Below are 14580 nucleotides of genomic sequence, written 5' to 3'. Positions count from 1 at the left end.
GGTTTGTTTGCCAGGATCATTGGCAAAATTAGTGCACTTACCATTCTGCAATACGTAAACTTCATTAACGACAAGCCCATTGGCAGAATTAAGTATGCACTAAATTAATTCCGCCAACAGGTAAACGGATGTTTATGATAATGGGCAAACCTGCCATCCGTTATCCCGCGACAATAAAGGAAAAGCCTGTCATCCCTTATCCCGCGATGTACTAACTCCTAAGGAAGTTTCTTTCTTAGGAGTTATCTGTTTTTATGCGCCAAATACCAAGGATGGACCAGGAAATTGTAGATGACAAGCGCAGCGACAATCAGACATAGTGCCACTACCAACGCCTCTCGGCTTGCCAAATGCCATCCGAGTGCCATGCCAAGTGCCATTCCCGTCTCCCATGAAAGGAAGAAAGTGCTTTGGGAGGTGCCACGCTCACAATGATGAGCCAGTTTGATGAAGAACAGCAGAAAGCGGGAGCCAAGAATGCCGATGCCGAAACCACAGAAAGCGTCCGCGATCATCGTTGCCGCCCGCTCCTGACGAAAGAGCATCAGCAACAAGGCAGCAGCAAGCACAAAGCAACCGACAAAGGTCTCGCTCTTCAGATTGGCATTGGCAAAAACATATTTTTCCGAGATGATGGCCAACAGAAAGCCGGCCAGCATATAGAGAAAGAAATGACAAGACTGTTGGGTGCTGATGATGAGTCCCATAGCCAGGGTAGCCATCATGAAGTTGAAAAAGAGCATGGTGCCTTGTGGAAGAAAGAATCTGTCCAAGCACATGTGATGAAGATCCTCGCCCGGAGCCTTGAAGGGGAAATGGACGCGGGACAAGAAAAGAAAGGACAGAGCGGCAAAAGCCAGCGAGACAAACTCAACATAGCCAAAGCCAAACTTATAGTAAGTCCAAAAACCGGCAAAGGGGCCTACCGCCAACGCCAAGCGGCCCAACCAATCGGAGGAATGGTTAGCCTCCGTGCGCTGAAACGACTCGCAAGTGTCGATGATCAGCGTGCTGACGATTGTCATCTTGGCCAGTCCATAAGCTACTCCCAACAGCAGTGCGCCAATGATCAGAAATATAGGTAAACGATTGTGTGTCAGAGAAAAGAAGCCAATGACACCGGCAAGAAGCAAGATGCCAAACAGACACACATGATTGCGACGGAAGCGCTGCACCAGCCAAGAGATACACGGCCCCGGCAGATAGATGCCCAGACAATAAGCCAAAAACGCATACACCACTGTCATCAACCCGCCATGATGGGCATGGAGAGTGAAGGGCAGTACCGGGAGCAGCGCATATACTGAAGCCGTCAGAAAGAAATTAGCAATGGCCAAATACCAAAACGAACGATGCCACAGCTTAAAGTGTATGGGAGTATTTTGTGTGTCCATCTTGTGAATCGATCAATTCTTTTACTTTCCTTGTTCTGCGAGCAAGACGTTTAAATCGAGATGCGTGAAATCGTCGACAATGAGGTTGCACCAAGGCTCCAAGGCGTCAGGCTGGTTGGTAGTAGCCAATCCCACAACAAACATCTTTGCTGCATTCAGTGCTTTCACTCCATTGATGCTATCCTCGAAGCCTATGCATTCACTGGATTGACAATGAAGACGTTGTGCTGCCTTGAGATAGCCGTCGGGATCGGGCTTGCTCTTGTCAAAATCCTCACTCGTCAACACGGCATCGAAGTAGTCATTCAACTCGGGATGACAGCGGAAGACGTTGGTCATCTTCTGCTGATTGCTGCTCGTCACGATAGCTGTAGCGATAGAAGCCTCCTTCACTCTCTTGATGAAGTCTTGGAATCCTGAAATATAATCATAGGACATCTTTCGCTCAAACTCATTGAGTCTGTCCGTGATGGCTTGCTGGGTCTCAACTTGTCCATTGAAATAGTTGGAAAAGATTTCTACCAAAGTCATTCCTTTGATCCGCTGCTCCAATCTTTTCTCCTGAGGATAGTAGAGTCGGAACTGGCTGCCCCAAAACTTTGTGTACTGGCTTTCAGAATCCACCACTACCCCGTCTAAATCAAATAATGCTGCTTTAATCATTACATTTTATTAAATTCGTTGCAAAGTTACGAAATAATCTCGTAACTTTGCAATATTATAAGGAAAACCAACAGCACATGCAAACAATAGTCAAATATTTCCCTCATCTTTCCACAGAGCAGCAATCGCAGTTTGCCGCCTTGGATGAGCTTTACCACGATTGGAACACGAAGATCAATGTCATCTCGCGCAAGGACATCGACAACCTCTATCTCCATCATGTGCTCCACTCGCTGGCTATTGCCAAGTTGATCCGATTTAAGTCCGGAACCCACATCCTTGACTTTGGCACAGGTGGTGGCTTCCCCGGCATTCCACTGGCTATCATGTTTCCCGATTGTCAGTTCCGGATGATCGACGGCACGGGAAAAAAGATCAAAGTCGTCAACGAGGTTGCCACAGCATTGAATCTTCACAATGTGGAGGCTGTCCATCGCAGAGGAGAAGAAGAAAAAGATCGCTTCGACTTTGTTGTCTCCCGCGCTGTCATGCCTCTGCCCGACATGGTGAAAATTGTCAGGAAGAATGTATCCAAGACGCAACACAATGCACTCCCCAATGGTGTCATAGCCTTGAAGGGTGGTGATCTCAGCGAAGAGCTGAAGCCCTTTGGCAAAAAGGTCATGGTCACGCCTGTCTCTGACTATTTCACCGAAGAGTGGTTCGCTGACAAGCAGGTCATCTACTTGCCATTATAGATTTTTATGGAGGCCCGATGAACTTCACTTGCTCTTTCGGGCTGCCCCCTGTATATAGAAAAATAAAAAGATCATGATGAATATAGAACGTTTTGTCTGCAACGACATCCGGGAAAACTGCTACGTGGTATCCGACAGCAGCAAGGAGTGTGTGATTGTAGACTGCGGCGCTTACTACGAGGCTGAAAAGCAGGCGCTGAAAAAATATATCGAAGGCAACGGCCTCACTCCCACCCATCTCATCGCGACTCACGGTCATGTGGATCATCATCTTGGCGACCGCTTTGTCTTCGACACTTGGGGCTTGAAACCGGAGGTGCCCGCTTCTGATGAGACTCTCATGCAGCAGCTTCCCGAGCAGGCGGCCGCCATCATGGGACTGAGACTGACCCAAGACGACTTTGCTCCCGTGGGACGCTATCTTGCCGTCAATGACACCATCTCGTTCGGCGATCATACTTTCACCATCATCGAGACTCCGGGACATTCACCGGGCAGCGTCTTCTTCTATTGCGAGGAAGAGAATATTGCCTTTTCCGGTGACACGCTCTTCAAGGGCAGCATTGGGCGAACCGACTTTCAGGGCGGATCCATGTTCATGATCATTCAGAGTCTGCGCCACATCAGCCAACTGCCCGACGCTACACAGATATTGCCGGGACACGGCGAGATGACAACGATTGGCTACGAGGAAACCACCAATCCCTATCTCGACCGCTAACCATCAGCACGACGAGCAGATGAGCAAGAGAGTGAATGCAGAAAAGATTATCCTCGGCATCGACCCCGGTACTAACGTCATGGGCTATGGGGTCATCAAAGTCAACGGCAACAAAGCGGAGCTGATCGCGATGGGGGTCATCGACATGCGCAAGATGACGGATCCTTATCTAAAGTTGGGACGCATCTTCGACCGGGTAACGGGCGTCATCGAGGAGTATCTCCCCGACGAGTTGGCGATAGAGGCTCCATTCTTCGGCAAGAATGTGCAGTCGATGCTGAAGTTGGGACGTGCCCAGGGCGTTGCCATTGCCGCTGCCATCCGCCACGACATCCCTATCCATGAGTATGCGCCACTGAAGATAAAGATGGCAATCACCGGACAGGGTGACGCCTCGAAGGAGCAGGTAGCGGGCATGTTGCAGCGGTTGCTAAAGATCGAGCAAAGCGACATGCCAAAGTTCTTGGATGCCACCGATGCGCTCGGTGCGGCTTATTGTCATTTCCTCCAGAGTTCCACACCGCAGTCGCAGGACCGGCACTATGGCAGTTGGAAGGACTTCGTCAACAAGAACCGCGCGAAGGTCAGTGGATTATAGACGACAACATAAAATAAATCATAAAAATATTGTGATGCAAGAGATTATAAAGATTGAAAATGGCGTGACCCGTATGCCAGCGTGGCGTATGGCAGAACCCGTCAACTACACCCTTAAAGGCGATGAGCAACAGGCGATCGTGGGACCTAACGGTGGCGGTAAGTCAATGCTCATCGACATTCTCGTCGGCCGCCATCCGCTGCTGATGCGCGATGTGCAATACGACTTCTCGCCAAGCACCAGCCCGCTGGTCTCTGACAATATTAAATATATCACTTTCCGCGACGCTTATGGCGGCGACAACGATAAGAGCTATTACCTTCAGCAGCGGTGGAACCAAATGGAGATCAACGAGGAGACGCCTACCGTCGGCTCTAAACTGGAGGAGGCTTATTTGAGATCGGGTGAAGACTCACCGCGCCATCGTGAATTGCGCGACCGGCTCTACAAGATGTTCAACATCGACAAACTGCTCGACAAATACATCATCCTGCTGTCGAGCGGTGAGCTCCGCAAACTGAAATTGACCGAGGCTCTTCTCTCCGCTCCGAGAGTGCTGATTATGGACAATCCCTTCATCGGACTTGATGCCGAGGCGAGAGACCAGCTCAAAGAGCTCTTGAAGATGCTCGTCGGACAGCAGAATCTTCAGATTATCCTTGTACTGTCAAAGAGCGACGATATCCCCGACTTCATCACCCATGTCGTTGAGGTCAGAGACATGAAGGTGATGCACAAGGTGACGCTTGAGGAATATCAGGCTCATCGTCAGCCCATCCCGCCACATGTCTTATCCGAGAGCAAGGCACAAGCTATCCTTAACCTGCCGGAGCGACTGAAGGATTATCATGCTCACGACGTGGTGAAGATGCACAATGTACGCATCCAATATGGTCAGCGCGTCATCCTCAAGGATCTCGACTGGACAGTGCACAATGGTGAGCACTGGGCGCTCAGCGGACAAAATGGTGCCGGTAAGTCTACACTGCTGAGCCTTGTCTGCGCTGATAACCCCCAGAGCTATGCCTGCGACATCTGTCTCTTCGATCAGAACCGTGGAAGCGGAGAGAGCATTTGGGACATCAAAAAGCATATCGGCTATGTGTCGCCGGAAATGCACCGCGCTTATCAGCGTGACCTCCCTGCCATCAGAATCGTGGCAAGCGGACTGAAAGACAGCGTGGGACTCTACGTCAAACCTGACGAGAGCGAATACGACACCTGCCGCTTCTGGATGTCGGTGTTCGGACTTGAGGGCTTGGAAGAGCGGACTTTTTTGAAGCTCTCCAGCGGTCAACAGCGTCTCGTGCTACTGGCGCGTGCCTTCGTCAAAGACCCGCAACTGCTGATCCTCGACGAGCCGCTGCATGGTCTCGACAACAGCAACCGACGCCTGGTGAAAGATGTCATCGAGACTTTCTGCAAGCGACCCAACAAGACGCTGATCATGGTCACGCACTACGAAGAGGAGCTTCCCGCATGCATCGACCACCGTATCAGGCTCGTGAGACATATATAAAATAGCAGCCTCACCCCCGTGCCCCTCTCCCAGGGAGAGGGGAGTGATATGCTTCAAGAAACCATAGCATCAACCATCACTGCGCCTACCAAAACACCCGCAAAGCATTCCCCCCCCCTCCTTGGGAGAGGGACACGGGGGTGAGACTGGAGGGGAAGAGTGCTTGAGTATGATGAACTATATATAATAATGTGTAGGGTCCTACCCTATTTCTATATAAGAATGTAGAACATAAAAAAATAGACAATGAAAACAATGAAAATGATTCTCCTTACGCTTGCTTTGACCTTAGCGTCTGTTGAGGTAAATGCTCAGGAGATCTATAACGAGGTAAAGCGTATGCAAAAACAGTTTGAGACTGTCAAACTGGACAAGACCAAGAAAATGGATGAGCGCAAGATTGCATCCTTCAAATGGGATGCCATCGAGTATATGCTCTACAAAGCAAAGCAGGACAGCACCTTCACAGAACTGCAACTGGGCAAACAAACCAACGCTATGGTTGACTTTGTCAACCTCTTCATCAAGCGACTGGTTGAGGCAGGCAACAGCAAGAACAAGAGCAAACGCGAGGCCGTGGCTCTTCGCTTCAAGAATGCCAGCATTAACCACAGCCTCTTTCACGATGAAGATAAAGACCTCGCCTTAGCCTATTACGACAATCCCAAATTTATCACCCAATTCTCGTTAGACACTGACTGGGTCGAAGCTCTTAAAGAAATAAGAGAGATGGATTGGAAATAGTCATTCCGCCGTCTTCCCTTCCTATTCTGTCAATTCCCATGACTTTCTTAGGCGATACCTATTAAAGTCATGGGATTTTTTGTCTTCAGCGGAAGCCTTCCTAATTTGAATAAGCACTTTCTCCGGTAACTTGTCACAGTTTTCAAAGGGGATAAGCGATGAAGTCGCGATGTTTCCATCACGGTGTTTTCGATGTCGCCCCCCTATAGGAAAATAACAGTGCCGTGGATATTTCCTATGGGATGAAAAAAAAGATATTCAACAACTTCATAAAATCCACGAAAAACGCATAAATCGGGGAAGAAACCACTCCGCTGGCAAATAACGCGAAAATAAGGCCTATAAAATGTCAGTTTATCCAACAACTACATTTTCTGCCTATGACATCACTATACAGAACGGGAAACGACCTATTCCTGCTTTATTATGTCTACTTTGTTACTATGCCTTTACTATCGTTTCACCATGATATCGACAGACAGCATCAGGTATGTTACCAACCCACAGAGAATATCCGCTGCGCCGTTAATCGTTAAAAATGTAACGAACTGCATCTTTCTATCTGTTTTTTTGTAACTTTGCAAATATAATTAATAGTCATTCATTCTATTATGAGCATCAGAAATAAGTTCTTTGCCTCCATAATGTGTCTCCTTATCGTGTTGCCGCTGAAGGGGCAGATGAGGTGGAACCAGGCTTATCAACAATATTTCGACCAATACAAGGATCTGGCCATCGAAGAGATGCTTCGCTACGGTATCCCGGCAAGCATTACGCTGGCACAAGGTGCCTTTGAGAGCCGTGCAGGACTCAGTCCGCTCGCAACGCAGGGCAACAACCACTTCGGCATTAAATGCCACGGGTGGACGGGACGCACAATGAGCCAGGACGACGACGACATCGGTGAGTGTTTCCGTGCCTACGACAACGCCAAACAAAGCTATGAGGATCACAGCCGCTTCCTCACGGGCAACCAACGCTATGCCCAGCTCTTCCGGCTCGACCGTACCGACTACCGGGGATGGGCCCGGGGACTGAAATCGTGCGGCTACGCCACCAATCCCGCCTATGCTCAAAAACTCATTGACATCATCGAGCTTTATAAACTCAACCAATACGACCACGCACGCCACTACGATAAATTCATGGCTGAGCGGGGAGCACGCGACCACGCCGTGATAGCCGGACAACACCTCCACCCCATCCGTATCTACAACAAAAACTATTATCTTGTGGCTCGCGAGGGCGACACCTTCAAGTCCATCGGCAAGGAGACGGACCTGCCGTGGCGCAAGCTGGCTAAATATAATGAGCGCGACAAGCACGATGTGCTCCATGCCGGAGACATCATCTACTTGAAGAAAAAGCAGAAGAAAGCCATCAAAGCCTACAAGCACCGCCCCCACGTGGTGAAGCCTGGCGAGAGCATGTACTCCATTGCACAGTACTATGGCATACGCTTAAAAAGTCTCTATAAGAAAAACCACCTAACACCTGATTATCAGATACATGTCGGAGACGAGCTAAAGGTTTACTAAAAGTATCGAAAGAGAGATCAACACACATAAATCATTAATCTTGAATAGTTAATAGGATGAAGAACAAACACTACATTTTGCTGGCTGTGGCCGCCATGATGAGCATGAGCGCTGCCGCCCAACGTTTCGAAGATTATTTTCAGGACAAGACCCTGCGCATCGACTACATCTTCTCCGGCACTGCCACAACCCAGCACATTGCCCTTGAGCAGATGTATGTGGAGCCCCGATGGTACGGCAAGCGCCAGCGACTCGCCGAGGTTCCCGTGGAGGGCAACGGACAAATCACAGTGCGCGACCATAAGACGCAACGCGTCATCTATCGCAACTCCTTCTCCACCCTCTTTCAGGAATGGCAAGAAGAACCCGAGGCTCAGCACATCGAGAAGTCGTTTGAAAACGTATATCTCGTGCCCATGCCCAAGGATACCGTCGACATCACCGTAGACCTGCGCAACAACCGACGCCAAGTCAGCAGTCACCTCACCCATACCGTAGCACCTACCGACATTCTCATCGCACATCTCGGTGAGAAAAATGTCACGCCATACGTCGTACTGCAACAAGCTCTGGACACCACTCACTGCATCCACCTGGCCTACCTTGCCGAAGGCTACCGTCCCGAAGAGATGAAGACCTTTGTCGATGACGCACGCATGTCTATGGAGACGCTTTTCTCTTATGAGCCCTTCAAAAGCAACTGTCGATACTTCAACGTCGTCGCCGTGGAGTCGCCATCCGAGGAGAGCGGAGCCAGCGAGCCAGGTAAAGGTATATGGAAAAACACGGCCCTGCACTCCCACTGGGACACCAACTACAGCGAACGGTACCTCACCACGGGGCACCTTAAGGATATGCACGACTGGCTCGCTGGTACTCCCTATGAGCATATCATCGCACTGGTCAACTCCACACGATATGGTGGTGGCGGATTCTACAACGGGTATCTGCTCGCATCCATCCACAACCAATACGCTAAGCCCGTCGTCGTACATGAGTTCGGGCACAGTTTCGCCGGACTTGCCGACGAATATGCCTATGACGACGAGACTGTAGACATCTATCCTCTCGACGTAGAGCCTTGGGAAAAGAATATCACCACCAAGGTGGACTTCCGTGGAAAATGGGAAAACCTCATCGGCAAGGATAAGAAAGCCGGATTCTACGAGGGAGCCGGTTACAAGCCTAAGGGCGTCTACCGCGCCTACTACGACTGCCGTATGCGCACCAATCAGAATCCAGACTTCTGCCCCGCATGCCGACAGGCTATACAGCAGCTCATCGACTTCTACGTGAAGTAAGTAACAATAACAGAGGAAAATAAATAATTGCAGATGAAGACCTATTACTTTATATTCAGCAAGACCGACCTGCTTCTGCAACGCTTGCCCGACGGAAAATATACGATTCCCTGCACAGAGGAAACACCGGTGAAGACGCATGCCTGGACTCATATCATGGAGGTCAGCCCCATGGAAAACGGAACGCTCGTGAAAACTATGATGCTCGAAGATCCGCAACATGTAGAGATCATCGATCCCGAGCTGCGCGCTTCAGGCTTCGACTTTATTGGGCTCCGGGCTTCGTTTTATCATCTCTCCACCGAGCTGTATCTCAAGGCCGGCAAATGCCAGGAGCTTCTCTACTGGGACCACAACACCCAGTTCTGTGGCGTCTGCGGTGCTCCTATGAAAATGCACACAATCATCTCGAAGCGATGCACACAATGCGGCAAGGAAGTGTGGCCTCAGCTGGCCACGGCAATCATCGTGCTCATCCATCGAGGTGACGAGGTACTACTTGTTCATGCCAAGAACTTCAAGGGCGACTTCTACGGCCTCGTGGCAGGCTTCGTCGAGACCGGCGAGACCCTTGAGCAGGCTGTGCACCGCGAGGTGATGGAGGAAACAGGACTAACAATCAACAACCTCCGCTACTTCGGCTCGCAGCCATGGCCCTACCCGTGCGGACTGATGGTGGGCTTCAATGCCGATTATGTCGAGGGTGAGGTCCATCTCCAGCGGTCGGAGCTCTCGCGTGGCAGTTGGTTCCGCTACGATGCCCTCCCCCGTATCCCACAGCGGTTGTCCATCGCCCGCATGATCCTCGACGATTGGCTCAAGGGCTATGGCATCGTCTCGGAGCAGGAGTAAACGCATCGCTCAGCCATCTCCGCCTTCCTCACATCTTCATCTTTGGAAATGAAAAAGAACAGAAAAGTACCCCAAAAAGGCAGATGAATGGCGGAAAAGGCAGTAAAATAGGAATTGCGCTTTACTATTTCTTAGTTTTTCTGTCTTTTCTTTTGCGCATTGCATAAATTATCGTACTTTTGCAAAGAAATTGTAAAAATCATATATGGACTGGTTAATCAATCTATTCACAACCCAAGACAGCGTGGCCCACATCGCGCTGCTCTATTCCTTGGTGATCGCCGTGGGCGTGTTGCTGGGAAAAATCAAGATTGGCGGCATCTCCTTGGGTGTCACCTTTGTTTTGTTCGCTGGCATCGTAGCCGGTCACGTCGGCTTCACGGCCCCCACCCCGATTCTTTCCTTCTTGCAGGATTTCGGACTGATCCTCTTTGTGTTCTGCATCGGTTTACAAGTGGGTCCGGGATTCTTCGAGAGCTTTAAGAAAGGTGGCGTAACGCTCAACTTGCTGGCCACGGCCACGGTACTGCTCAACGTGCTGGTGATGTTTGCATGCTACTACATCTTCTTCGACACGAGCAACCGCGTCAACCTGCCGATGATGGTGGGTACCCTCTACGGTGCCGTGACCAACACGCCGGGACTCGGTGCTGCGAACGAAGCACTCACCTCGGTGTTTGGAGCCGGTAAAGCACCTCAGATCGCCAACGGCTACGCCTGTGCTTATCCTCTCGGCGTGCTCGGCATCATCGGTGCCACCATCGCCATCCGCTACATCACTCGCACCAACCTCAAGGAAGAGGAGGAAAAACTCAACGAGGCCGAAGAAGAAAACCCACACGCCAAGCCACACGCCATGACGCTGAAGGTGACCAACGCCTACATCGCCGGACGTACCCTGCAGGAGATTTCAGACTTCCTCAACCGCGATATAGTCTGCACACATCTCTTCCACGACGGTGAGCTGACCACACCTCTTAAGGATACTGTCTTTGAGATGGGCGATGAAGCCCACATCGTCTGCGCTGAAGCCGATGCCGAGGCCATCAAGGCTTTCATCGGTCCGGAGGTAGAGGCCAGCTGGAAAGAGGCTGACGAGAAGAGCAAGTCACCTCTGGTGTCGAAGCGCATCATTGTCACCAATCCCAAGATGAACGGTAAGACGCTCGGCAAGATGCACTTCTCAAGCGTCTACGGCGTGAACGTCACCCGCATCTCGCGTCAGGGTATGGATCTCTTTGCCAGCCGCGACCACCACTTCCACATCGGTGACCGCGTTCTTGTCGTCGGTCCTGAGGACAATGTCAACCGTGTGGCTGACCTCATGGGTAACTCGGTCAAGAGCCTCAACGCACCAAACATCGCCACCATCTTCATCGGTATCATCATCGGTATCCTCTTTGGTAGCATTCCTTTGGCTATCCCCGGCATGCCCGTGCCTCTGAAACTCGGTATCGCCGGCGGCCCGCTGATCATCGCCATTCTCATCGGTCGCTTCGGCTATCGCATCAAGCTTGTGACCTACACCACCACCTCGGCCAACATGATGTTGCGAGAGATCGGCCTCGTACTCTTCCTTGCCAGCGTGGGCATCAAAGCCGGTGCCGGATTCTGGGAGACGGTAGTAGCCGGAGACGGACTGAAATATGTCTATACGGGATTTATCATCACCGTGGTGCCTATCCTCATCATCGGTACTATTGCACGACTGAAATATAAGTTCAACTATTTCACGATCATGGGTATGATCGCCGGTACTTATACCGATCCACCAGCACTGGCCTACGCCAACGCCTCATGCTCCAAGGAAGCTCCCGCTGTGGGCTACTCCACCGTATACCCGCTGAGCATGTTCCTCAGAATCTTCGCTGCTCAGATCATCGTGCTGTTCTTCTGTAGTTAGCCCAAGGCTGCTATTGAGAATCCTCCTCCCTACAGCAACTGTCTGACTTTTGCTTCGGTTAAAGCCGACAGTAGCACCCTCCCACCGTCCGCCCTGCACATTAGCGGCAGAGCGGACGGCAGATTAGAAAACTAAGTCTTGGCATTACCTCTTTGTATGAGGGATGTCAATTCATTCTATAAACATTTTATTATTATGAAAGTATTAAAATTCGGCGGAACATCGGTAGGTTCCGTGAAAAGTATTCTTAGTCTGAAGCGCATCGTAGAAAACGAAGCCCGCCGGCAACCCATTGTCGTTGTCGTCAGCGCTCTTGGGGGCATCACCGATCAACTTATTGCCACATCACGACTCGCCGTCAGCGGCAAGGATGAGTGGCGCACAAGCTTCGAGCAGATGGTGGACCGTCATCATAAGATGATCGACACTATCATCACCGATCCCAATGACAGAGAAACACTTTTCAACACTGTCGATGCACTCTTCGAGCAACTCCATTCCATCTACTTCGGTGTGTTCCTCATCCGTGATCTGAGCAAGAAAACACAAGATGCCATCGTCAGCTACGGTGAAAGACTCAGTTCCAACATCGTCGCTACACTCGTCAGAGGCTCTAAATGGATGGACTCCCGATCGTTTATCAAGACCTATGACATTGCCGGGAAAAACACACTCGACAGCGCACTGACCAACCAGCTCGTCGTGGAAGCTTTCAAGGACATGCCACGGGTGACTCTTGTCCCCGGCTTCATCTCCACCGACCGCGACACAGGTGAAATCACCAACCTCGGACGAGGCGGCTCGGACTACACCGCAGCCATCATCGCCGCAGCCCTCGATGCTGAGGTGCTCGAGATTTGGACTGATGTCGACGGCTTCATGACAGCTGACCCGCGAGTCATCAAGTCGGCCTACACCATCGACCAGCTCTCCTATGTCGAGGCCATGGAGCTTTGCAACTTCGGTGCAAAGGTCATCTACCCGCCAACCATTTACCCTGTTTGTGTGAAAAATATTCCCATCAGGGTCAAAAATACTTTCAACCCATCAGCCCCAGGAACTATTATCAAGGATAAGATTGCCAACGACGCTAAGCCCATCAAGGGCATCTCCAGCATCAACGGCACTTCGCTCATCACCGTCTCAGGTCTGTCTATGGTCGGTGTCATCGGTGTCAACCGACGCATCTTCACGGCATTGGCCGACAACGGCATTAGCGTGTTCCTCGTTTCACAGGCCTCCTCCGAGAACTCCACGTCTATCGGTGTCCGCAACGAGGATGCAGAGGAAGCTGTGGAGGTGCTTAACCATGAGTTTGCATCAGAAATCGCCAACGGTGCCATGTTCCCCATGCATCTCGAAAGCAACTTGGCAACCATCGCCATCGTCGGTGAAAACATGAAACATACACCGGGCATCGCCGGAAAACTCTTTGGCACGCTCGGACGCAGCGGCATCTCGGTCATCGCTTGCGCACAAGGTGGCTCCGAGACCAACATTTCTTTTGTCGTGGACTCTCGCTCTCTGCGTAAGTCACTCAACGTCCTACACGACTCCTTCTTCCTCTCTGAATACAAGGTTCTCAATCTCTTTGTATGTGGCGTGGGTACTGTAGGAGGTAAACTGCTCGAGCAGATCCGCAACCAATACGATGAACTCAAGGAACATTCACGACTGAAACTCAACGTCGTTGGCATCGCCAGCTCTAAAAACGCCATCTTCGACCGCGACGGCATCGATCTGAACAACTATCGCGAGCAGCTCCACAACTCTGAGCCCAGCACACCACAGTCGCTCTGCGAGAATATTCTGAAGATGAACATCTTCAACTCAGTGTTTGTAGACTGCACGGCATCGGCCGACATCGCCGCACTCTATCCTGCGCTGCTCAACCACAATATCAATGTGGTGGCCGCAAATAAGATTGCTGCCAGTTCGTCCTACGATAACTATCGACTGCTTAAGGACACTGCACTGCTCCGTGGCGTGAAGTTTCTCTTCGAAACCAACGTAGGTGCCGGTCTGCCGATTATCGGCACCATCAACGACTTGCGCAACTCTGGTGACCGTATTCTGCGCATAGAAGCTGTGCTTAGCGGAACCCTCAACTTCATCTTCAACGAGATTGCGGCCGACGTGCCCTTTTCCGAGACTGTCAGACGCGCCAAAGAGCAGGGCTATTCAGAACCCGACCCACGCATCGACCTCAGCGGCACTGACGTTATCCGCAAGCTCGTCATTCTCACACGCGAGGCCGGATACCGCATTGAGCAAGACGACGTGGAGAAGCATCTCTTTGTACCCGACGAGTATTTCCAGGGATCAGTGGAGGACTTCTGGAAAAAACTGCCAAAGCTCGACGCTGATTTTGAACAGAAACGCGAGCAACTCGAAAAAGAGGACAAACGGTGGCGCTTCGTGGCTACAATGGATCAGGGCAAGGCCAGCGTAGCATTGAAGGCTGTCGGCAAGGATCATCCATTCTACAGCCTCGAAGGCAGCAACAATATTGTGCTGCTCACAACTGAGCGCTACAAAGAGTATCCTATGCTCATTCAGGGCTATGGTGCAGGTGCCAGCGTGACAGCCGCCGGTGTCTTTGCCAACATTATGAGTATCGCCAACATTTAAAACAAAGGATTGTTAATT

12 protein-coding genes and 1 pseudogene are annotated in these 14580 nt (G+C 50.9%); 11 read left to right on the top strand and 2 right to left on the bottom strand.

The genetic code is table 11. The features are described 5' to 3' along the window. A pseudogene (locus NG346_RS11695) lies at nucleotides 1–108 on the top strand (IS982 family transposase); the annotation flags it as partial. 134 nt (nucleotides 109–242) lie between these two features. On the opposite strand, the gene NG346_RS11690 reads toward NG346_RS11695, so the two are convergent. Both NG346_RS11690 and NG346_RS11685 read right to left on the bottom strand, forming a co-directional pair. Continuing rightward, nucleotides 243–1394 carry an MFS transporter gene (locus NG346_RS11690; RefSeq protein WP_262280093.1) on the bottom strand — a complete coding sequence of 384 codons (1152 nt, stop codon included), beginning with the start codon at nucleotides 1392–1394 and terminating at the stop codon, nucleotides 243–245. 21 nt (nucleotides 1395–1415) lie between these two features. After that, nucleotides 1416–2057, bottom strand: coding sequence for an HAD family hydrolase (locus NG346_RS11685; protein WP_262280092.1), 642 nt, complete (start codon nucleotides 2055–2057; stop codon nucleotides 1416–1418). A gap of 77 nt (nucleotides 2058–2134) precedes the next feature. Between NG346_RS11685 and rsmG the strand changes: the two genes are divergently transcribed. From rsmG to thrA, 10 genes are all read left to right on the top strand, one after another. Beyond that, nucleotides 2135–2755, top strand: a complete 621-nt coding sequence (gene rsmG, locus NG346_RS11680) for a 16S rRNA (guanine(527)-N(7))-methyltransferase RsmG (RefSeq protein WP_262280091.1) — start codon at nucleotides 2135–2137, stop codon at nucleotides 2753–2755. 73 nt (nucleotides 2756–2828) lie between these two features. Further along, on the top strand, nucleotides 2829–3476 hold the full coding sequence (locus tag NG346_RS11675; protein WP_262280090.1) for an MBL fold metallo-hydrolase: 648 nt from the start codon (nucleotides 2829–2831) through the stop codon (nucleotides 3474–3476). Nucleotides 3477–3495: 19 nt separating this feature from the next. Then, a complete protein-coding gene (ruvC, locus tag NG346_RS11670) occupies nucleotides 3496–4074 on the top strand; it encodes a crossover junction endodeoxyribonuclease RuvC (protein WP_262280089.1) in 579 nt (192 codons plus the stop codon). Nucleotides 4075–4108: 34 nt separating this feature from the next. After that, nucleotides 4109–5593, top strand: a complete 1485-nt coding sequence (locus NG346_RS11665) for an ATP-binding cassette domain-containing protein (protein ID WP_262280088.1) — start codon at nucleotides 4109–4111, stop codon at nucleotides 5591–5593. A gap of 246 nt (nucleotides 5594–5839) precedes the next feature. Beyond that, on the top strand, nucleotides 5840–6337 hold the full coding sequence (locus NG346_RS11660) for a hypothetical protein (protein ID WP_262280087.1): 498 nt from the start codon (nucleotides 5840–5842) through the stop codon (nucleotides 6335–6337). Nucleotides 6338–6981: 644 nt separating this feature from the next. Then, the gene (locus tag NG346_RS11655; protein ID WP_262280145.1) at nucleotides 6982–7875 is read left to right on the top strand and encodes a glucosaminidase domain-containing protein; all 894 of its coding nucleotides are present in this window, start codon (nucleotides 6982–6984) and stop codon (nucleotides 7873–7875) included. A 56-nt stretch (nucleotides 7876–7931) separates the two neighbouring features. Then, nucleotides 7932–9176: an IgA Peptidase M64 gene (locus NG346_RS11650; RefSeq protein WP_262280086.1), complete on the top strand. Its 1245-nt coding sequence runs from the start codon at nucleotides 7932–7934 to the stop codon at nucleotides 9174–9176. 33 nt (nucleotides 9177–9209) lie between these two features. Then, nucleotides 9210–10028 (top strand): NAD(+) diphosphatase, encoded by an 819-nt coding sequence (gene nudC, locus NG346_RS11645; RefSeq protein WP_262280085.1) that lies wholly within the window; start codon nucleotides 9210–9212, stop codon nucleotides 10026–10028. Between the two features lie 205 nt (nucleotides 10029–10233). Beyond that, nucleotides 10234–11931 carry a putative transporter gene (locus tag NG346_RS11640; protein WP_262280084.1) on the top strand — a complete coding sequence of 566 codons (1698 nt, stop codon included), beginning with the start codon at nucleotides 10234–10236 and terminating at the stop codon, nucleotides 11929–11931. 195 nt (nucleotides 11932–12126) lie between these two features. Further along, nucleotides 12127–14562, top strand: a complete 2436-nt coding sequence (gene thrA, locus NG346_RS11635; RefSeq protein WP_262280083.1) for a bifunctional aspartate kinase/homoserine dehydrogenase I — start codon at nucleotides 12127–12129, stop codon at nucleotides 14560–14562. Nucleotides 14563–14580: the final 18 nt, after the last annotated feature.

Source organism: Hallella absiana, assembly GCF_025457485.1.
Taxonomy (GTDB): Bacteria; Bacteroidota; Bacteroidia; order Bacteroidales; family Bacteroidaceae; genus Prevotella; species Prevotella absiana.
The sequence above is the reverse complement of the archived record's forward strand: the minus strand, read 5'-3'. Positions and strand labels throughout refer to the sequence as shown.